A 19,053-nucleotide genomic window follows, 5' to 3' on the forward strand; every position below is an offset into this window, starting at 1 on the left:
CACAGCCGCTTTCACCGCAGATCTGCACCGACTCAATCAGTGGGGGTCTACACCAGACCAACAACCCCAACCCCGCGCCCCACACCAGACCAACAGCCCCAGCCCGCACAAAGCTAGACCCACGCCCACCCCAACCCAGACGTACCGCCTATCCCAGGCCGGGCCCAAAACCACGCCTGCCCTTGGCCCGCCCGGCTCGCGCAGCGAGCCGGGCGGGCCAAGGGCAGGCGGTAGGAGAGCGAACCCGCACAACGTGGGAGCCGCCGCCAAACGATCAGACCACAGACATCAGACCACAGACAAAGGAAGCATCTTCTTCCCCGTAGGCCCAATCTGGATCTCAGTCCCCATCGTCGGGCAAACCCCGCAGTCATAGCACGGAGTCCACCGGCAGTCCTCGACCTCGGTCTCGTCCACCGCGTCCTGCCAGTCCTGCCACAACCACTCCCGGTCCAGCCCCGCGTCCAAGTGGTCCCAGGGCAGTACCTCGACCTCCTCGCGCTCCCGCACGGTGTACCAGTCCAGGTCCACCGGCGTGTCGGCCAGGGCCTTCTGCGCGCAGGCGGTCCAGCGCTCGTACGAGAAGTGCTCGGTCCAGCCGTCGAAGCGGCCGCCGTCCTCCCACACCGCGCGGATCACTTCGCCCACGCGGCGGTCGCCGCGCGACAGCAGGCCCTCGATCACCGACGGCTGGCCGTCGTGGTAGCGCAGGCCGATGGCGCGGCCGTACTCCTTGTCCTGGCGCAGCGCGTCCTTCAGGGCCTTGAGGCGGCGGTCGACCGTCTCGTGGTCGCACTGGGCGGCCCACTGGAACGGCGTGTGCGGCTTGGGCACGAAGCCGCCGATCGAGACCGTGCAGCGGATGTCCCTGCGGCCGGTCGCCTCGCGGCCCGCCTGGATCACGCGGCGGGCCATGCCCGCGATCTCCATGACGTCCTCGTCGGTCTCGGTGGGCAGCCCGCACATGAAGTACAGCTTGACCTGCCGCCAGCCGTTCTCGTAGGCGGTGGTGACGGTGCGGATGAGGTCGTCCTCCGACACCATCTTGTTGATCACCTTGCGCATGCGCTCGGAGCCGCCCTCGGGCGCGAACGTCAGGCCGGAGCGCCGCCCGCCCCGGGAGAACTCGTTGGCCAGGGTGATGTTGAAGGCGTCCACGCGGGTGGAGGGCAGCGACAGCGAGGTGTTGGTGCCCTCGTACTGGTCGGCCAGGCCCTTGGCGACCTCGCCGATCTCGCTGTGGTCGGCGCTGGACAACGACAGCAGGCCGACCTCCTGGAAGCCCGACTGCTTCAGGCCCTGGTCCACCATCGTGCCGATGGTCTCGATCGAGCGCTCGCGCACCGGGCGGGTGATCATCCCGGCCTGGCAGAAGCGGCAGCCCCGGGTGCAGCCGCGGAAGATCTCCACGCTGAAGCGCTCGTGCACGGTCTCGGCCAGCGGCACCAGCGGCTTCTTGGGGTAGGGCCAGTTGTCCAGGTCCATGACGGTGTGCTTCTCGACGCGCCACGGCACGCCCGGCCGGTTCGGCGCGACCCGCTGGATCCGCCCGTCGGGCAGGTAGGTCACGTCGTAGAACTTCGGCACGTACACGCCGCCCGACGCCGCCAGCCGCATCAGCAGCTCGTCGCGGCCGCCCGGCTCGCCCTCGCCCTTCCACTCCCGGACGACCTCGGTGATCGCCAGGGCGATCTCCTCGCCGTCGCCCAGCACCGCGGCGTCCAGGAAGTCGGCGATCGGCTCGGGGTTGAACGCGGCGTGCCCGCCCGCCAGCACGATGGGGTGCTCGTCGGTGCGGTCGGCGGCGTGCAGCGGGATGCCCGCCAGGTCCAGCGCCGTCAGCAGGTTGGTGTAGCCGAGCTCGGTGGAGAAGCTGACGCCGAACACGTCGAAGGCCGCCACGGGACGGTGCGCGTCCACGGTGAACTGCGGGATGCCGTGCTCCCGCATGACCTGCTCCATGTCGGGCCACACGCTGTAGGTGCGCTCGGCCAGCACATCGTCGCGCTCGTTCAGGATCTCGTAAAGGATCTGCACGCCCTGGTTGGGCAGCCCGACCTCGTAGGCGTCGGGGTACATCAGCGCCCACCGCACGGTCGTGTCGTCCCAGTCCTTGACCTGGGAGTTCAGTTCGCCGCCGACGTACTGAATCGGCTTCTGCACGCGCGGGAGCAGCGGCTCCAGGCGCGGGAAGAGCGACTCGATGGACATGACGGTGTCCTCCAGGATGTTGGACGCGGGATAGACCTTTGAGCGTACCGCCGCCGCCCCACTCCCACGGCCGACGTACCGAGAGCAACGGCTTCCGGCGAGACGTCCTAGTCGAACGGCCGCCGCCGCAGATGCACCGCCTGCAACAACCCCAGCGCGATGAAGTTCGCGAACGTCGCCGACCCCCCGTAGGACACGAACGGCAGCGGCAGCCCCGTGATCGGCATGATCCCCAGCGTCATCCCCACGTTCTCGAACGTCTGGAACGCCAGCCAGCACACCACCCCGGACGCCACCAGCGTCCCGAACAGGTCGGCCGCCTGCGTCGCGATCCGCAGGCCGCGCCAGAGCACCAGGCCCAGCAGCAGCACGATCACCGCGCCGCCCACGAAGCCCAGCTCCTCCCCCGCCACGGTGAAGATGAAGTCGGTCTGCTGCTCGGGCACGAAGTGGCCGCCGGTCTGCTCGCCCTGGAACAGGCCCTTGCCGCTCACCCCGCCCGAGCCGATCGCGATGCGGGCCTGCTGGGCGTTGTACCCGGCGCCGCGCGGGTCGGCCGAGGGGTCCAGGAAGGCGGTGAAGCGGGCGAGCTGGTACGGCTTGAGCAGGCCCAGCGCGATCGCCGCGAACGCCGCCGCCACGCCGCCGCCCACCAGCCCGAACAGCCAGCGCTTGCGCGCGCCGGACACCGCCAGCATGCCCAGCACCACGGCGGTGAACACCAGGGTGGTGCCGAGGTCGGGCTGGAGCATGATCAGCGCGGCGGGCACCCCGGCCAGCACCAGCGCCAGCAGCACGTCGCGGCGGCCCGGTCCGACCTCGCCGTCGCGCGGCTCGCCCAGGATCATCGCCAGCAGCACCACCAGGCCGACCTTGGCGAACTCCGACGGCTGCACCTGGAAGCCGCCGCCGATCACGATCCACGAGTGCGAGCCGTTGATCGTCTCGCCGAGCGGGGTCAGCACCGCGACCAGGCCGGCGCAGGACACGCCGTACAGGATCGGCGCGTAGGCGCGCAGCAGCCGGTAGTCCAGCACCGCCACCACGACGCCGAGCACCACGCCGATGACGAGGTTGAGGATGTGCCGCTTGAGGAAGCCGTTGGGGTCCTTGCCCTGCTCGGTCAGCAGCTGGAAGGTCGCCGAGCGCACCAGCACCGCGCCGATGACCGCGAGCGCCGCCACCGCCAGGACCAGCGTCCAGTCCAGGCGGCGCAGGCCCGCGGCGCGCCGCCGCCAGAGCGTCCGGTCGCCGTAGCCCTCGACGGCCCCGATGTTGCCGATCACGACCGGCCCCCCGCGACCCCGCTACCGCTCACGTAGGGACCCCCATCCCGTGACCACCGCTCGCGCCCATCAGGGATGCCCATCAGGGATTGGCCCCCGTGCCGTCGTACCGCAGCCGGGGCAGCCCCTCGGCCGGCTTGCCGTCCTTGAGCGCGGCCTTGTGCCCGTTCATCCCGTACATCGCCTCGTAGATCTCGCGGACGATCGGGGCGGCCGTCGTGGCGCCCGTGCCGCCCTGCGACACCATCGCGACCACCGCGAAGCGCGGCTTCTTGACCGGCGCGAACGACGCGAACCACGAGGTGTCGCCCTTGCCGTAGACCTCGGCGGTGCCGGTCTTGCCCGCCACGTCGACCTTCTTGAAGTCGAACCCGTTGAACACCGCCGCCGCCGTGCCCTGCTTGGTCACCCCGGCGAGGCCGCTGCGGATGTAGCGCAGCACCTTGTCCTCCACCGGCAGCCGCGGCGCGGGCGGGCTGTCGATCCGGCGCGCCACGCTGCCGTCGGGCCGCACCACGGCCTGCGCCAGGCGCGGCACCACCAGCCGCCCGCCGTTGGCGAGCGTCGCGTACGCGCGGGTGAGCTGCAACGGCGTGACCAGCATGTCGCCCTGCCCGATCGACAGGTTCGCCGCGTCACCGGCCCGCCAGTTGAAGCCCTCGGTGCAGTTCTCCTTGGCGATGGACTTCAGGTAGGCCGCACGCGACGGGTCGCTCTTGGCGACGTCGGGGAAGCCCTCCTGGGCCGCCTTGCAGTCGGACTTGCGGGTGGCGTTCCAGTAGTCGCGCTTCCACTTGCGGTCCGGGATGCGGCCCTCGGTCTCGCTGGGCAGGTCGACGCCGGTGCGCGCGCCGAACCCCCAGTCGCGCGCCATCTGGACCATCGGGTCCTTGGGGTTCTTCTTCGGCGTGGTGCCGCCGTCGCGCAACCACTGCTCGTAGGCGAACTTGTAGAAGATCGTGTCGCAGGACACCACCAGCGCGCGGTGCAGGTTCATGCTGCCGTGCGCCTGGCCCTCGAAGTTGCGGAACGCGCGGCTGCCCACGTTGAACGAGCCGGGGCAGGAGTAGGTGCCGTTGAGGTCGTAGCCGTCGCGCACCGCCGCCGCCACCGAGGAGATCTTGAAGGTGGAGGCCGGGGCGAACTGCCCCTGGGTGGCCCGCGAGATCAGTGGCTCGCCCTTCTTCTTGCCCAGCAGCGCGTCGTACTCGTCCTGGGAGATGCCGCCGGTCCAGATGCCGGGGTCGTAGGTGGGGTAGCTCGCCAGCGCCAGCAGGCGGCCGGTCTGCACGTCCATCACGACCGCCGCGCCCGCGTCGGCCTTGTCGCCGCGCTTGCGCGCCTCCCTGACCGCCTTCTCCAGCGCGTTCTCGGCCGCGCCCTGCACCCCGGCGTCCAGCGAGGTGACCAGGGAGCCGCCGGGGACGGGCGCCTGCTCGGTCGCGGTGCCGGTGACCCGGCCCTGGCTGTCGACCAGCACCTTGCGGAAGCCCGGCTCGCCGCGCAGGTCGGCGTCGTAGGTCGCCTCCAGCCCGTCGCGGCCGATCAGGTCGACGCCGCTGTAGCCGGTGACCTTCAGGCCCTTGCGCTTGTCCAGCTCGCCCTGGGTGATCGGCTGGAGGTAGCCCAGCGCCTGCGCGGCCGACGCGCCGTCCGGCTCGGGGTACTCGCGCACCGCCTGGACCTGCGCGGTGACGCCGGGGAACTCCTCCTGCCGCTCCATGATCTGGAGGGCGCGCTTGGGGTCGACGCGGTCGTCCACCGGGATCGGCTGGTAGGGCGAGCCGGGCCAGCAGGGCCGCTTGATGCCGGGCCCGCACAGCCGGATCTTCTTCTCCAGCGCGTCGCGGGTGGTGCCGAGCGCGCCCGCCAGCCGGGTCAGCACGGTCGCGCCCCGGTCCTTCTGCCGCGACAGCGCGGTGCGGTCGACCGACACCACCAGGGCGGTGCGGTTGCGCACCAGCGGCTTGCCGTTGGCGTCCAGGATCAGGCCGCGGACGGCGGGGACGACGATGTCGCGGGTGCGGTTGTCGGCGGCGACCTGCCGGTAGTGCGCGCCCTCCAGCACCTGCATCGACCACAACCGCCCCATCAGCACCAGCAGCATGGCGCCGACCAGCACGTACAGCACCATCAGCCGGAAGTGGGTGCGCGAGTTCACAGGCCCGGTCCCCTCCCCGACATGGCGCGGTACCGGGCGGCGGGCACCGAGAAGCGGTCCTTGCGGGTGCGTTCGCCCCGCTCGTAGCGGCGGGTGGCGCGCAGCACCGCCCACACCACAAACGGGCTGGCTATGACGTCGTAGAGCACCTGGAGCGGCACCATCCGCGACACGATCGTCCAGGACGCGCGCGGATCGCCCAGCATCATGCCGGTGACGGCGTACAGCACGGTCCCGGCGAGCGCGCCCGCGGCCACCGCCAGGAAGGGCACCAGCGACTGGCGGTCCATCTCGGTGGAGGCGATGCCGCACACGTAGCCGATCAGGCAGTACACCAGCGCGTAGCGGCCCAGCGTGTGGTCGGCGGGCGGGATGATGTCGGCGGCCAGCCCGGCGCAGAAACCGGCGACCATGCCGGTCAACGATCCGTTCACCAGCGCCAGCGCGACCACCGTCAGCAGCACCAGGTCGGGGGTGACCCCGCCCGGCAGCGGCAGCCGGTTGGCCACCGACACCTGCAGGATCAGCGCCACGACCAGCACCAGCACGGTCATCACGTTGCGGCCGGTCGCCGACGGCTCGGGCGCGTTCAGCACATCAATCCCTTGAGGACGGTTTCCGGGTGGACTGGTCGCCGGGCGCGCCGGACGCGTCGTCCCGCTTCTCCCCCGACGGTTTCTCCGACGGCTTCTCTGAAGGTTTCCCCGACGGCGCGGCCGTCAAGCCCGGACTCGGGGACGGCGGCGCGGGCGGCAGCACCGCGTCGCGCGGGTCGGTCTTGGGCGGCGCGACCACCACCGCGACCACGTCGAGGCTGGTGAACCGCACGAACGGCCGGATGTAGGCGGTGCGGGTCAGGCCCCCGGCGGGCCGGTCGATGCGCTCGACCACCCCGATCGGCACGCCCGGCACGTAGGGGCGCTCGCCCTGGGAGCCGAGGGTGACCAGGCGCTGGCCCGCCCGCAGGGGCGCGTTGGCGTCCAGGAGCTGGAAGCGCAGCGGGGTCGCCCCGCCGTCGCCCAGGCCCCGGCGGCCCCGGCCCTGCACGATGCCGATCTCCTTGGAGTCCTCCAGCCGCGCGCCGACCGAGGAGGTGACGTCGGTGGCCAGCAGCACGGTCGCGGTCGCGGGGCCGACCCGCACGACCCGGCCGACCAGGCCCTCGGCGCCCATCACCGTCATGTCGGGGCGCACCCCGGAGCGGCTGCCGACGTCCAGCGTGACGGTGTCCTCCAGGCCCTGCCCGGCGGAGATCACGTGCGCGGCCCTGATCTTGTAGCCGCCGATTCCGGCGGTGCCGAGCAGCCGCTCCAGCTGCTGGGCGCGGCCGCTGTCGAGACGGCTGGAGCGCAGTTCCTCGCGCAACTTCTGGTTGGCGCGTTCGAGGCGGTCGGCGCGGCGGCGCTGGTCGGGCGCGTCGGTGATGGCGTCCACGGTGTTGCCGATGGGCCGCACCACCGCCGCCGACGCGCGCTCGACCGGGCCGAACACCGCCTCGCCCACGCCGCGCAGGCCGCGCAGCGGGGAGTCGGCCCCGCCGCGATAGTCGATCGTGATCATGATGAGCGCCACCGCGAGCAGCACCCCGAGCACCACACGGCTACGCCGGGTGTCCTTCACCCACCGACCTCCCGATTCCTCCGTCTGTGGGTGATCAGTGCCGCGATTCCGGGACGAGCACCTGGCGCAGGGAGTCGAAGTCCTCCACGCACTTGCCGGTGCCCAGCACCACCGAGTCGAGCGGGTTGTCCACCAGGTGGATGGGCATCCCGGTCTCCTCGCGCAGCCGCTCGTCCAGGTGTTTCAGCAGCGCGCCGCCGCCGGTCAGCGCGATCCCCCGGTCCATGATGTCGCCGGACAGCTCGGGGGGGCACTTGTCCAGGGTGGTCTTGACCGCGTCCACGATCGAGTTCACCGGCTCCTCGATCGCGCGCCGCACCTCCTCGGAGGAGATGACCACGGTCTTGGGCAGGCCGCTGACCAGGTCGCGGCCGCGGATCTCGGCGTGCGGCTCGTCCTCGCCGCCGGGGTAGGCCGAGCCGATCGCCATCTTGATCTCCTCGGCGGTGCGCTCGCCCAGCATCAGCGAGTACTCCTTCTTGGAGAAGGAGATGACCGCCTGGTCGAGCTCGTCGCCGCCGACGCGCACCGACTGGCTGGTGACGATGCCGCCCAGCGAGATGATGGCGACCTCGGTGGTGCCGCCGCCGATGTCGACCACCATGTTGCCGGTGGGCTCGTAGACCGGCAGCCCGGCGCCGATCGCGGCGGCCATGGGCTCCTCGATGATGTAGACGCGGCGGGCGCCGGCCTGGTAGCCGGCCTCCTTCACCGCGCGCTGCTCGACGCCGGTGATGCCGCTGGGCACCGCCACCACGATGCGCGGCTTGGCGAAGTGCCGGCGCTTGTGCACCTTCTGGATGAAGTAGCGCAACATGCGCTCGGTGACGTCGAAGTCGGCGATGACGCCGTCCTTGAGGGGGCGCACCGCCACGATGTTGCCGGGCGTGCGGCCGATCATGCGCTTGGCCTCGATGCCCACCGCGACGATCTTGCCGGTGTTGGTGTTGATCGCGACCACGGAGGGTTCGTTCAGCACGATGCCGCGCCCGCGCACGTACACCAGCGTGTTCGCGGTGCCTAGGTCGACCGCCATGTCACGGCCAAGAAACGAGAGCTTGTTACCCATGAAGAAAGGGAGCCCTTCATGTTGTCGGGCGTGCGGAGCGGCGTTCCCATCGTAACGTGCCCGGGGGTGCCGGAACAGCCGCCCCTCCGCCGCGCGCGAATCAAGAAACGGCCCCTCACCAGGTGAGTTTTCGGAAAAACACACGCGGGCCGGAGATCTCCGGCCCGCGTGTGTCGGCGTCCCCCGCCGGGGGCGCGGTTCAGCCCAGGTCGGGGAAGAACAGCTTGATCTCGCGCTCGGCCGAGTAGGTGGAGTCCGAGCCGTGCACGATGTTCTCGCCGATCTCCAGCGCGAAGTCGCCGCGGATGGTGCCGGGGGTGGCGCTCACCGGGTCGGTGGCGCCGGCCAGGGCGCGGAACGCCTCGATGGCGCGCGGGCCCTCGACGACCAGGGCGACCAGCGGGCCGCCGGTGATGAACTCGACCAGCTCGCCGAAGAACGGCTTGCTGGCGTGCTCCTCGTAGTGCGCCTCGGCGGTCTCGCGCGGCAGGTGCTTCAGCTCCAGCGCCACGAGCTTCAGGCCCTTGCGCTCGATCCGGGAGACGACCTCGCCGACGACACCGCGGCGGACGCCGTCGGGCTTGACCAGGACAAGAGTGCGCTCGGACACGGGTGTTTCTCCTCAACCAGGTGGAATGGGGTGGACGCGCGCCCGCCGATGGCGGGGGGCGTGGCCGCTGCGCGGCCTGCACACCTCTGGGGGCGAATCCTACCGGTCCCGCGCCCGCCCGGCCGCCGCACAGCGTCGATCAGGACGCGGTGACGGCACGTTCCCCGGCGTCGGAGGCGGGCGTGCGGCCGGCCTCGCGGGTGGCCTCGGAGCCGGTCGCGGCGTCCGTCGCGGAGACGGCCGCGGCGGCGCGACGCGCGGTCGTCTTCGCGACAAGCGCGGCGAGGAGCAGCGCCAGCACTCCCGCGCCGATCAGCCAGAGGCGGTAGCCGGCGGTCAGGCCGTACAGGCGCTGCGCGTCGTTGGCGGGGTCGACGCTCTGGAGCCGTCCGACCTGGAGGGAGAGCACCAGGAGCTGGCCGGTCAGCACCGCCGGGAAGCACAACGTCAGCCCGAACAGCGCCGCGCCGACCCCGGCGTCGCGCAGCGAGGCGGCCAGGGCCATGCCGACGCCCGCGCCGAGCGGCACCAGCGGGGCCAGCAACATCCAGGGGGTGCCGGTGACGTCGGCGGCCAGCGCCAGCAGCACCGCCACCACGATCAGGCCGTGCCCGGCGAGCACGGCGGTGCGCGCGCCCGCGCGCGACATCCGGACGGTGGCCAGCGCGCCCAGCAGCGCGGCGACCGCGCCCGCCGCGAACGGCGCCACCGGCAGGCCCGCCGGGTCGCCCGCGGCCTGGGCGTGGGCGGCGGCGAGGCCGGACAGCGGCGCGACCAGCGGGTAGGTGAACAGGCCCGCCGACACCATGACCAGCGCGCACGCCAGAGGACTGCCCGCAGTGACGTCGCGCCCGCCGACCAGGGCGAGGCCGAGCAGCGCCAGCAGCGCGGCCCCGGCGACGACGAGCTGCGCGCCGGGCGACCAGTCGTAGGTGGTCATCATCGCCAGGAACGCGAACCCGGCGGCGGGGACCAGCGGGAGGACGAGCTGGCCGCGTTCGGCGTGCCGGAAGGCGGGCAGGGGGCGGTCGCCTTGCCCGCGCGTCAACGCGCGCAGCAGCAGGCCGAGCAGGGCGGCGGCGAACGCGGCCATGGCGGGCCAGCGGTAGGGGGCGAGCGCGGTGTGCCACTCGATGGGCGCGGCGGTCTCGCCGGTCGGCATGGGGACGGCGCGCAACGCCAGCGGCATCGCCGCCAGCAGCGTCGCCGCGAGCGTCCCGGCCCACAGTGCGGTGAGGGCGTTGTCGCGGCGTTCCCAGACCAGGACCAGGACGGCGGGCAGCACGATGCCCGCGCCCAGGCCCTGCCCCGCGCGGACGGCGGCGATGGCGGCGACCGACCCGGCCAGGGGCGCGGTCAGCACCCCGGCCAGCAGGACGAGCAGGCCGACGAGCAGGACCGCGCGGACCGGCAGCCTGCGCGCGGCGACGGCGGCGGGCGGGACGGCCAGCAGCAGCGCGGGCAGGGTGAGCCCGGTGGCGCGCAGCAGATCGCGCAGGCCGCCTGCCTGGAGGCGGAGGGCGTCGCCCGCCTGCTCCACGACGTTGAGGGTGGTGTCGGGCAGGGTGAGCACGGCGGCGGGCAGTGCGGTGACGGCCACGAGCAGCGCGGCGACGGTGGTGACCCGGCGCGGACCCGCTGCGCTCCCGAAGGCCGCACCGAACCGCCCGTCAGCAGACAGGTCGGGCACATCAGGCGTGTGCGGCGCTGGAGTCTCAGACCCACCGGACACGTCAGACGTACGCGGCGTCGAAGTCCCGGACGCGCCTGGCGTGTCGGACCTGCGCGGCGTCGGCACGCCGGTCCCGTCGAACATGTCGGGCATGCCCAGCGTCGGTGTCCCGGAGGCGGCGGACACGTCCAGCGTGTCGAGCGCATGGGGCGGCTGCTCTCCGAAGGCGTCGGACGCGCTGGGCCCTGGCGTCTTGGACACACCAGACGTGTGGGGCGTCGGCGTCCCAGCCACGCTGGACCCGTTGGACGTGCCCGGCGTCGGCACGCCGGACGCGTCCAGCATGTCGGGCGCGTGAGGCGTCGACGTTCTGGACGTGCCGGGCGCGTCGTCGGCCGGTGGGCGTGCGGCCGGTGGAGTGAACGGCTCTGGCCGTGGTTCCTCAGCCTGCGACGGTTCCTGGGGCGGGAACTCCTGGCGCGGGAACTCCTGGGTCAGGAGTTCCGGGGGTGGAGAGTCAACGGGGTGACCGTTGGCGGGGCGTTCGGGGGTGTCGGGGGACACGGCCTTCTCCTTCGGAGGACGTCATCCACCGACACATTTCCCGGAAAGGGCTTGATGTCGGATTTGCGCGATTAGTGGGAATCGCGAATATCGGCGGATGAATTGCGGTGCCGTCCCCGCAAATTTACTGCGCCCGCGCTTTCTCCGCCTGGCGTCCGAGCCAAATGGCCGTCGCCCACAACGCGCCGAAAACGACGCCGAGAATGAACATGGTCGAGACCATGAACCCGGTCGCCAGCACCAGCACCTGCACCACCGTGCCCGCCGCCACCCCCCACGGGAAGCGCAACACCCCCGCCGTCAGCAGGCACAACACCGCCAGGCCGCCGCAGACGATCCCGGCCGTCGCGCCGTCCACCCCCTGCACCGCGACCGCCACCGGGATCACCAGCGCGACCACGATCGCCTCGCAGGTCAGCACGGTGGACAGCAGGCGGCGGGCGGGGTTCATGCGGGGGGCTCCTTCGTGGGTCGCGGTGGCGCTCATCGGTCGTCCGCCACGCGCAGCAGGGTCCGGGCGTCGCCGACGGTGACCACCGAGCCGGTGATCAGCACGCCCGCGCCCTGGTACTCGCCGGTCTCCTCGGCCAGGCCGATCGCCCGGTCGATGGCGTCGTCCAGCCGCTCCGACAGGTGCACCCGGTCCGGGCCGAAGATCTGCTCGGCCTGCTCGTACAGCTCCTCGGGCGGCAACGAGCGCACCGAGGAGTTGCGGGTGACCACCAGCTCGGCCAGCACCGGCTCCAGCTGGTCCAGCACCCCGGCGACGTCCTTGTCGGCGGCGGCGGCGAACACCCCGACCAGCCGGGTGAACGAGAACGACTCGGTGATGGTCGCCACGGTCGCGGCCATCCCGGCCGGGTTGTGCGCGGCGTCCAGGATCACCGTGGGCCCGGTGCGGACCACCTCCAGGCGGCCCGGCGAGGCCGACTTGGCGAACCCGCTGCGCACCAGCGCCGGGTCGAGCTGGCCCTCGCCGCCGCCGGTGAAGTCCTCGCCCGGCGCGATGCGGGTGGCGGCCTCCAGCCCGGCGGTCCCGGCGGTCTGCGCGCCCCCGGCGAACGCCTCCACGGCCGCCAGCGCGGTCGCGGCGTTGCCCGCGTGGTGCTCGCCGAACAGCGGCAGGAAGATCTCCTCGTAGGCGCCGCGCAGGCCCCGGACGTCGAGCATCTGGCCGCCCACCGCGACGTCGCGGCCGGTCACGCCGTACTCGATGCCCTCGCGCACCACGGCCGCGCCGACCTCGGCGGCCCGGCGCAGCAGCACCTCGGCGGCGGCGACCGGCTGCTGGGCCAGCACCGCGACCGAACCGGGCTTGATGATCCCGGCCTTCTCCCCCGCGATCTCCTCGACGGTCTCGCCCAGGTAGGCGGTGTGGTCCAGGCCGATCGGGGTGACGACGGCGACCGTGCCGTCGGCGACGTTGGTGGCGTCCCAGGAGCCGCCCATGCCGACCTCGACGACGGCGACGTCCACCGGCGCGTCGGCGAAGGCGGCGAACGCCATCGCGGTCAGCACCTCGAAGAACGACAGCCGGACGCCGTGCTTGGCGTCGATCAGCTCGACGTACGGCTGGACGTCGGCGTAGGTCTCGGCGAAGCGCTCCTCGCTGATCGGCTCGCCGTCGATCGCGATGCGCTCGCGCAGGGTGGTCATCTCGGGGCTGGTGTACAGGCCGGTGCGCAGGCCCCGCTCGCGCAGCAGCGCCTCGATCAGCCGGGCGGTGCTGGTCTTGCCGTTGGTCCCGGCGACGTGGATCACCGGGTAGGCGCGCTGGGGCTCGCCCAGCAGGTCCACCAGGTCGCGGACGCGGTCGAGGGTGGGGTCGATCTCCCACTCCACGCCGCGGCTCATGATCGCGCCCACCGCGCCGCGGTAGTCCGCCGGCTCGTTCACCTGACTCACGATGTCGTGTGCTTCCCCGCCTCGATGCCTCGGCCGGCGTGTCCGCCCGGCCGCTCCCCCCGGCGGGCCGCAGGCGCCGCCGGAGTCCTCTGTGGGAAGCCTACTCGGGCCCTCCCCGAGCCCCCGCCATACCCGCCGGTGACACCATGTGACGGATGGAGGACGAGGCTGACGAGGTGTTCTTCCGCGAGTGGCGGGCGCGGGCCCCGGGGGCGCGGCGCGATCTGGACCGGGCGCGGGAGGCCGCGCGGGCGCTGGGCGTGGCGTCCCCGCGCGTCCCGGTCCTGACGGTGGTCGGGTCCAAGGGCAAGGGCACGGCCGCCACCTACGCGTCGGCGGTCCTGGTGGCGGCCGGGCTGCGGGTCTGCACGGTGACGAGCCCCGGACTGCGCGACAACCGGGACCGCATCCGGGTGGACGGCCGGTCGGTCGCCTCGCTGGAGTCCCTGGCCGGACGGCTCGGCGCGGCGATCGGGACGCTGCCCTCGCCCGGCGCGGGCTACCTGTCGCCGTCGGGGCTGTTCCTGCTGGCCGGGGTGCTGCACGCCCGTGACGTGGGGGCGGACGTGCTGGTGCTGGAGGCCGGGATGGGCGGCCGGTCGGACGAGGTGTCGCTGTTCCCGCCCGCCGTGGTCGCGATCACCCCGGTGTTCGGCGAGCACCTGGGCGTCCTGGGCGACACCCCGGCCGACATCGCCGCCGAGAAGGCCGCGGTGACGGCCCCGACGACCCGCGCCGTGGTCTCCGCGCCCCAGCCGCCGGAGATCCGCGCCGCCCTGGACCGCACAGTCGCCGATCGCACCGGCGGCGGCACGGCGGTCGAGTACGCCGACGCCTTCACCCTCCCCGCCTACCTGCTGCCGGACGGCCTGGGCCGCGTGAGCGCCGAGGTCGGCGGCCGTGCCGCGCTCCGCCTGCCGGGCGTCGCGCCCGCGCCGGAGCGGCTGCGGGAGGTGCTGGGCTCGGTCACCCTGCCGGGCCGGACGTCATGGCACCACCTGCCGGGCCTGGACCTGCTGGCCGACTCGGCGATCGACGGCACCGGCGTCGCCGCCGCGCTGGCCGCCGCCCGCGCCCGCTGGGGCCGGATCGACCGGGCGCTGGTGTGCCTCCCCGACCACAAGGACCTGGACGGCGCGATCGCCGCCCTGGGCGACCTCCCGGTCACCTACGTGCGGCTCCCCTACGAGCACCTGCGCTTCACCCGGCCGCTGCCGCCCCACTGGACGGTCGTGGACGCCGCCGACCTCGCTCTCGGCGACCTGACGGGCCGGGTGGTGGCGCTGGGCACCGTCTACTTCGTCGGCCGGGTCCTGGCGCTGGTGGACGCCGACACCACGCGCCTGTTCTAGGAGCGTTTCTCCAGGTCTGCCCGCATCTGCCGGGTGAGATCGGCCAACTGCCGGGTGAGGTCGGTCAGCGAGACCGGCTGCTGGATCGGCTGCGGACCCTGCTGGAGGGCGGCGGGCGGCGCGGGGAGCAGCGGCGTGTTCGAGGCCACCACCCCGTAGGAGTCCTCGGTGGCCCAGGCGCAGTAGGCGTGCACGTCGGCGAGGACGGCGAAGGTGCCGCAGGAGGTCTTGCCGCCGGCCTTGCCCGCGTCGGTGGCCTTGCCCGCGGTGATGAACGTGCTGGGCCGGGTCCGCGCCAAGAATGCCGCCGGGTCGCCGACCGTCCCCGTCCCGCCCATGAACAGCACGTTGCGCGTGCCGGCCGGGGCGTCGCCGTAGACGGCCGCGGTCTCCCGGAGGCCCGCCACTCCCCCGGCGCGCACGCCCGCCGACACGAACGGGTAGGCGGCGCTGGCGGCGGGCGTGCCGGCGTCCTTGTGCAACCCGGCGGTGGTGGCCACGGCGGTGATCCGCGGCTTGGGCTCCCCGCCGCCGGTGGCCAGCACCACCACGCCCACCAGCATGACCAGGGCGAAGACCGCGCCGATCGCCAGCCCGATCTTCGGGACGGCCCGGCGCTGGGCGTCGGCGGCCACACCGCCGGGGGCGTTCACCGGGACGGCCTGGAGGGGCCCGGTCCCCTCCCAGCTGGGCAGGGCCTGCACGGCGATGGCGGGCGAGGAGCCGCTCGGGGGCTCGAAGTCCATGACGGTGGCTGGCGGCCCTGGCAGGGGGCGCGCCCCCGCGACGGGCTGCGGGCCGCTCGCCTCGACGGGCGAAGGCGCGGTCACCGGGGTCGGCGCGGTCACGGGCACGGGCTCCGCCTCGGCGGCGGGCGCGTCCTCGTCGGAGTCGGCGGCCCACCAGGGCGGGGACGCGCCCCACGGCGCGGGTGGCAGGGGCGGCGGCGGAACGGGCGCGGGCGGCGGGGCGGCGGGTTCGTCCGGGCCGGGGTCCCCCGAGGGCGAATCGGCCATTGTTCTCCCGGCGTGTCTGCTCATCTGGCGGCGCGCTGATCACGGCCATGGTAGACCGATCAGCCGCGCGGTCGCGGCAGGTTCCGGCGTTCGCGCAGGTCAGCGCAGGTACAGTCCGTACTCGATCAGCTCGGGCAGCAGCCGGGGCGGCAGGTCGGCGACGGTCGCCAGGTCCTCGGCGGAGGTGAAGCCGTCGGTGTGCTCGCGCAGCTCCACGACGCGCTCGGCGGCGGCGTAGTCGAGGCCGAAGCGGGTCAGCTCCTTGGCCGGGACCAGGTTGACGTCGATCAGGCCGCCGTCGTCGTAGGCGCGCTGCTCGGCCGGGATGTCGGAGCGGCCGATGCGCAGCTCGCGGGCCATCAGCGGGTTGTGCAGCGCGAGCTGGCGGGCCTCGCGGCGGCGCTGCGCGCGGGCGTTGACCTGCTCGACGGCGTACCGGTTGGTCTGCTCGGGGGTCAGCGGCGGGCGCGGCGGCCCGGTCCACGGTTGCGGCAGGACGGTGACCGGCGGCGCGACGGGCGCGACCACCGCCGGGCGGCGGCCGGCCATGACGATCGCGTGGATGATCCAGATCGGCAGCCACAACCCGAAGGTCACCAGCGTCAGCATCAGGTGGATCAGGTGCACGCCCGCGTCGTTGCCCCGCGTCACCACGACCGGCTGCTGCGGCTGGTGGACGTTCACGTGCACCACCGGCGGCTGCGACCGGGCCGCGGCCAGCGGCGGTCGTGGCGGCTGATACGGCTGCTCGGTCATGCGCACCCCTCGATCTCCGCGGACCCGCCCGGCCTCAGTTTACGTCCGGTTTCCCGTGGTCGTCCGGAAGCGGCGGGCGGTTCATCCGCGCGATCATCGCGTCGCGCCGCGGGCCCGGGGTGCCGGGGCCCGCAGCGCGACGGGGGCGGTCAGGCGCTCGGCAGGGCCGCGAGCTGGGCCTCCAGCCGCACGATGTCGGCCTCGGCCTGCGCCAGGCGGGCACGGTTCTTGGCCACGACGGCCTCGGGGGCCTTGGCCATGAACGCCTCGTTGCCGAGCTTCTTGCCCATCTGCTCGACCTCCTTGCGCGCGGCGGCCAGGTCCTTGTCCAGCCGCCTGCGCTCGGCGGCCACGTCGATGGCCCCGGCGGTGTCCAGGCGCACCACCGCGCCCTCGACCGGCAGCGACGCGGTGGCGGCGAAGCCGTCCTCCGGCGCGGTCAGGCGCAGCAGGGCGCGCACGCCCTCCTCGTGGGGGGCCAGCGGCGAGCCGTTCCACTCCAGCGCGGCGGCGACCTTCTGGCCGGGCTTGAGGCCCTGGTCGGAGCGGAACCGGCGGACCTCGGTGACCAGCCGCTGCAGCGACTCCACCAGCTCCTCGGACTCCTTGTCGCGCAGGTCCTCGTCGGCGGCGGGCCAGGGAGCGGTGACGACCGTCTCCGCGCCGGTCAGCGTGGTCCACAACTCCTCGGTGACGAACGGGATCACCGGGTGCAGCAGCCGCAGCAGCTTGTCCAGCACCTCGCCCAGGATCCGCCGGGTGGCCTCGGCCCGCTCGTCGCCGAGCTGCACCTTCGCCAGCTCGACGTACCAGTCGCAGACCTCGTCCCACGCGAAGTGGTAGAGGGTCTCGCACGCCTTGGCGAACTCGAAGCCCTCCAGCAGCGCGTCCACCTCGCCGGTCACCCGCTGGAGCCGGGACAGGATCCAGGCGTCCACGGCGGTGATCTCGCCGGGCAGGTCGCCGCGGGTGTGCGCGCCGTTCAGCAGCGCGAACCGGGTGGCGTTGAACAGCTTGTTGCAGAAGTTGCGCGAGCCCTGCGCCCACTCCTCGGCGACCGGGACGTCGCCGCCGGGGTTGGCGCCGCGCAGCAGGGTGAAGCGGGTGGCGTCGGCGCCGTAGCGCTCGATCCAGTCCAGCGGGTCGACGACGTTGCCGAACGACTTGGACATCTTCTTGCCGTTCTGGTCGCGGACCATGCCGTGCAGCACGATCTGCTTGAACGGCTCGACGCCGTCCATGGCGTACAGGCCGAACATCATCATCCGGGCGACCCAGAAGAACAGGATGTCGTAGCCGGTGACCAGCGCCGAGGTCGGGTAGAAGCGCTTGAGATCAGGCGTGTCGTCGGGCCAGCCGAGGGTGGAGAACGGCCACAGCGCCGAGGAGAACCACGTGTCGAGGACGTCGGGGTCCTGCGTCCACCCGGCGGGCGGCTCCTCGTCGGGGCCGGGGCAGGCCGTCTCGCCGTCCGGCCCGTACCAGACGGGGATGCGGTGGCCCCACCACAACTGGCGGCTGATGCACCAGTCGTGCATGTTGTCGACCCACTCGAAGTAGCGCGGGGCCATCTCCGGCGGGTGGATCTCGACGCGGCCGTCCCGGACGGCGTCGCCGGCGGCCTTGGCCAGCGGCCCCACCTTGACGAACCACTGGAGCGACACCCGCGGCTCGACGACCGTGGAGCAGCGCTGGCAGTGCCCGACCGAGTGCTCGTAGGGGCGGACCTCCTTGACGATCCGGCCCTCCTCGCGCAGCGCGGCGACGACGGCGGGCCGGGCCTCGAAGCGGTCCAGGCCCTGGAACGGCCCGGCGGCGGTGATCACGCCGCGCTCGTCCATGACCGAGATCGACGGCAGGTCGTGGCGGCGGCCGATCTCGAAGTCGTTGGGGTCGTGCGCCGGGGTGACCTTGACCGCGCCGGTGCCGAACCCGGGATCGACGTGCTCGTCGGCCACGACCGGGATGCGGCGGCCGGTCAGCGGCAGCTCGATCTCGGTGCCGACCAGGTGCCGGTAGCGCTCGTCGTCGGGGTGCACGGCCACGGCGGTGTCGCCGAGCATCGTCTCGGCGCGGGTCGTGGCCACCACGACCTCGTCGCTGTAGCGGATCGAGACCAGCTCGCCGTCGCGCTCGGCGTGCTCGACCTCGATGTCCGACAGGGCGGTCAAGCAGCGCGGGCACCAGTTGATGATGCGCTCGGCGCGGTGGATCAGGCCGTCGTCGAACAGCCGCTTGAAGATCGTGCGGACGGCGCGGGCGCGGGCGTCGTCCATGGTGAACGCCTCGCGCGACCAGTCCACGCTGTCGCCCAGGCGCTTCATCTGGCCGAGGATCCGGCCGCCGGACTCGCCCTTCCACTTCCAGACCCGCTCCACGAACGCCTCGCGGCCCAGGTCGTGGCGCGACAGGCCCTCCTTGGCCAGCTCGCGCTCGACGACGTTCTGGGTGGCGATGCCGGCGTGGTCCATGCCGGGGACCCAGGCGGTCTCGTAGCCCTGCATGCGCCGGCGGCGGATCAGCGTGTCCTGGATCGAGTGGTCCAGGGCGTGCCCCATGTGCAGGGAACCGGTCACGTTCGGCGGCGGGATGACGATCGAGTACGCGGGACGGCCCGGGTCGCGCCCGGGGTCGGCGCTGAAGTACCCGGCCGATACCCAGCGCTCGTACAGCCTGCCCTCGACGTCAGCCGGTTGATACTGGGTGGGCAGGTCGACTTCGGCGGCCCCCGGGCCGCGCTCATTGCTGGGCGTTGTCACGGGACCGGATTCTACGGGGCCGCGGCACCCGCCACGTGCGGTCTCGGCGATGATCGGAGCAGACCCCCGCGG

Annotated in this window: 15 protein-coding genes; 2 read left to right on the top strand and 13 right to left on the bottom strand. The window is 73.1% G+C overall.

What is annotated here, in order from left to right:
- Positions 1-288 precede the first annotated feature (288 nt).
- The 8 genes from AH6_RS10085 to AH6_RS10120 form a co-directional block, all read right to left on the bottom strand.
- The gene (locus tag AH6_RS10085; RefSeq protein WP_067477329.1) at positions 289-2,211 is read right to left on the bottom strand and encodes a TIGR03960 family B12-binding radical SAM protein; all 1,923 of its coding nucleotides are present in this window, start codon (positions 2,209-2,211) and stop codon (positions 289-291) included.
- A 107-nt stretch (positions 2,212-2,318) separates the two neighbouring features.
- Positions 2,319-3,497: a rod shape-determining protein RodA gene (gene rodA, locus AH6_RS10090; protein WP_067477332.1), complete on the bottom strand. Its 1,179-nt coding sequence runs from the start codon at positions 3,495-3,497 to the stop codon at positions 2,319-2,321.
- 82 nt (positions 3,498-3,579) lie between these two features.
- Positions 3,580-5,658 carry a penicillin-binding protein 2 gene (gene mrdA, locus AH6_RS10095; protein ID WP_067477335.1) on the bottom strand — a complete coding sequence of 693 codons (2,079 nt, stop codon included), beginning with the start codon at positions 5,656-5,658 and terminating at the stop codon, positions 3,580-3,582.
- Complete coding sequence (gene mreD, locus AH6_RS10100) at positions 5,655-6,254, bottom strand: rod shape-determining protein MreD (protein ID WP_067477338.1); 600 nt, start codon at positions 6,252-6,254, stop codon at positions 5,655-5,657. The genes mrdA and mreD overlap by 4 nt, the downstream gene beginning before the upstream one ends.
- 1 nt (position 6,255) lies before the next feature.
- A complete protein-coding gene (gene mreC / locus AH6_RS10105) occupies positions 6,256-7,278 on the bottom strand; it encodes a rod shape-determining protein MreC (protein WP_067477341.1) in 1,023 nt (340 codons plus the stop codon).
- A 34-nt stretch (positions 7,279-7,312) separates the two neighbouring features.
- Positions 7,313-8,347 carry a rod shape-determining protein gene (locus AH6_RS10110; RefSeq protein WP_067477344.1) on the bottom strand — a complete coding sequence of 345 codons (1,035 nt, stop codon included), beginning with the start codon at positions 8,345-8,347 and terminating at the stop codon, positions 7,313-7,315.
- A 199-nt stretch (positions 8,348-8,546) separates the two neighbouring features.
- Positions 8,547-8,957: a nucleoside-diphosphate kinase gene (gene ndk / locus AH6_RS10115; RefSeq protein WP_067477347.1), complete on the bottom strand. Its 411-nt coding sequence runs from the start codon at positions 8,955-8,957 to the stop codon at positions 8,547-8,549.
- Positions 8,958-9,096: 139 nt separating this feature from the next.
- On the bottom strand, positions 9,097-10,647 hold the full coding sequence (locus AH6_RS10120; protein ID WP_067477350.1) for a hypothetical protein: 1,551 nt from the start codon (positions 10,645-10,647) through the stop codon (positions 9,097-9,099).
- 133 nt (positions 10,648-10,780) lie between these two features.
- Here AH6_RS10120 and AH6_RS43605 point away from each other — a divergent pair, with 133 nt between their 5' ends.
- Positions 10,781-10,987: a hypothetical protein gene (locus tag AH6_RS43605; protein WP_157431389.1), complete on the top strand. Its 207-nt coding sequence runs from the start codon at positions 10,781-10,783 to the stop codon at positions 10,985-10,987.
- 330 nt (positions 10,988-11,317) lie between these two features.
- Here AH6_RS43605 and AH6_RS10130 read toward each other — a convergent pair whose 3' ends face one another.
- A complete protein-coding gene (locus AH6_RS10130) occupies positions 11,318-11,644 on the bottom strand; it encodes a DUF4233 domain-containing protein (RefSeq protein WP_067477356.1) in 327 nt (108 codons plus the stop codon).
- Positions 11,645-11,676: 32 nt separating this feature from the next.
- Positions 11,677-13,047 (bottom strand): bifunctional folylpolyglutamate synthase/dihydrofolate synthase, encoded by a 1,371-nt coding sequence (locus AH6_RS10135; protein WP_067477557.1) that lies wholly within the window; start codon positions 13,045-13,047, stop codon positions 11,677-11,679.
- A 206-nt stretch (positions 13,048-13,253) separates the two neighbouring features.
- Here AH6_RS10135 and AH6_RS10140 point away from each other — a divergent pair, with 206 nt between their 5' ends.
- Entirely contained in the window at positions 13,254-14,450 is a 1,197-nt protein-coding gene (locus AH6_RS10140; protein WP_067477359.1) for a folylpolyglutamate synthase family protein, read from the top strand.
- Here the strand turns inward: AH6_RS10140 and AH6_RS10145 are convergent.
- From AH6_RS10145 to AH6_RS10155, 3 genes are all read right to left on the bottom strand, one after another.
- Positions 14,447-15,466 (bottom strand): hypothetical protein, encoded by a 1,020-nt coding sequence (locus tag AH6_RS10145; protein ID WP_067477362.1) that lies wholly within the window; start codon positions 15,464-15,466, stop codon positions 14,447-14,449. The two genes, AH6_RS10140 and AH6_RS10145, sit on opposite strands and share 4 nt — an antisense overlap.
- A gap of 99 nt (positions 15,467-15,565) precedes the next feature.
- Entirely contained in the window at positions 15,566-16,222 is a 657-nt protein-coding gene (locus tag AH6_RS10150) for a ComEA family DNA-binding protein (RefSeq protein WP_067477365.1), read from the bottom strand.
- Positions 16,223-16,371: 149 nt separating this feature from the next.
- A complete protein-coding gene (locus AH6_RS10155) occupies positions 16,372-18,981 on the bottom strand; it encodes a valine--tRNA ligase (protein WP_067477368.1) in 2,610 nt (869 codons plus the stop codon).
- Positions 18,982-19,053 lie beyond the last annotated feature (72 nt).

Source organism: Actinomadura hibisca NBRC 15177 (assembly GCF_001552635.1).
Lineage (GTDB): Bacteria > Actinomycetota > Actinomycetes > Streptosporangiales > Streptosporangiaceae > Spirillospora > Spirillospora hibisca.

Bases quoted from the DNA above. Each gene is read 5' to 3' on its own strand.
- AH6_RS10110 (WP_067477344.1), bottom strand. From the start codon at position 8,347: ATGGGTAACAAGCTCTCGTTTCTTGGCCGTGACATGGCGGTCGACCTA.
- AH6_RS10135 (WP_067477557.1), bottom strand. From the start codon at position 13,047: ATGAGCCGCGGCGTGGAGTGGGAGATCGACCCCACCCTCGACCGCGTC.
- AH6_RS10150 (WP_067477365.1), bottom strand. From the start codon at position 16,222: ATGACCGAGCAGCCGTATCAGCCGCCACGACCGCCGCTGGCCGCGGCC.
- AH6_RS10140 (WP_067477359.1), top strand. From the start codon at position 13,254: ATGGAGGACGAGGCTGACGAGGTGTTCTTCCGCGAGTGGCGGGCGCGG.
- AH6_RS10130 (WP_067477356.1), bottom strand. From the start codon at position 11,644: ATGAACCCCGCCCGCCGCCTGCTGTCCACCGTGCTGACCTGCGAGGCG.
- AH6_RS10085 (WP_067477329.1), bottom strand. From the start codon at position 2,211: ATGTCCATCGAGTCGCTCTTCCCGCGCCTGGAGCCGCTGCTCCCGCGC.
- AH6_RS43605 (WP_157431389.1), top strand. From the start codon at position 10,781: ATGCCCAGCGTCGGTGTCCCGGAGGCGGCGGACACGTCCAGCGTGTCG.
- AH6_RS10145 (WP_067477362.1), bottom strand. From the start codon at position 15,466: ATGGCCGATTCGCCCTCGGGGGACCCCGGCCCGGACGAACCCGCCGCC.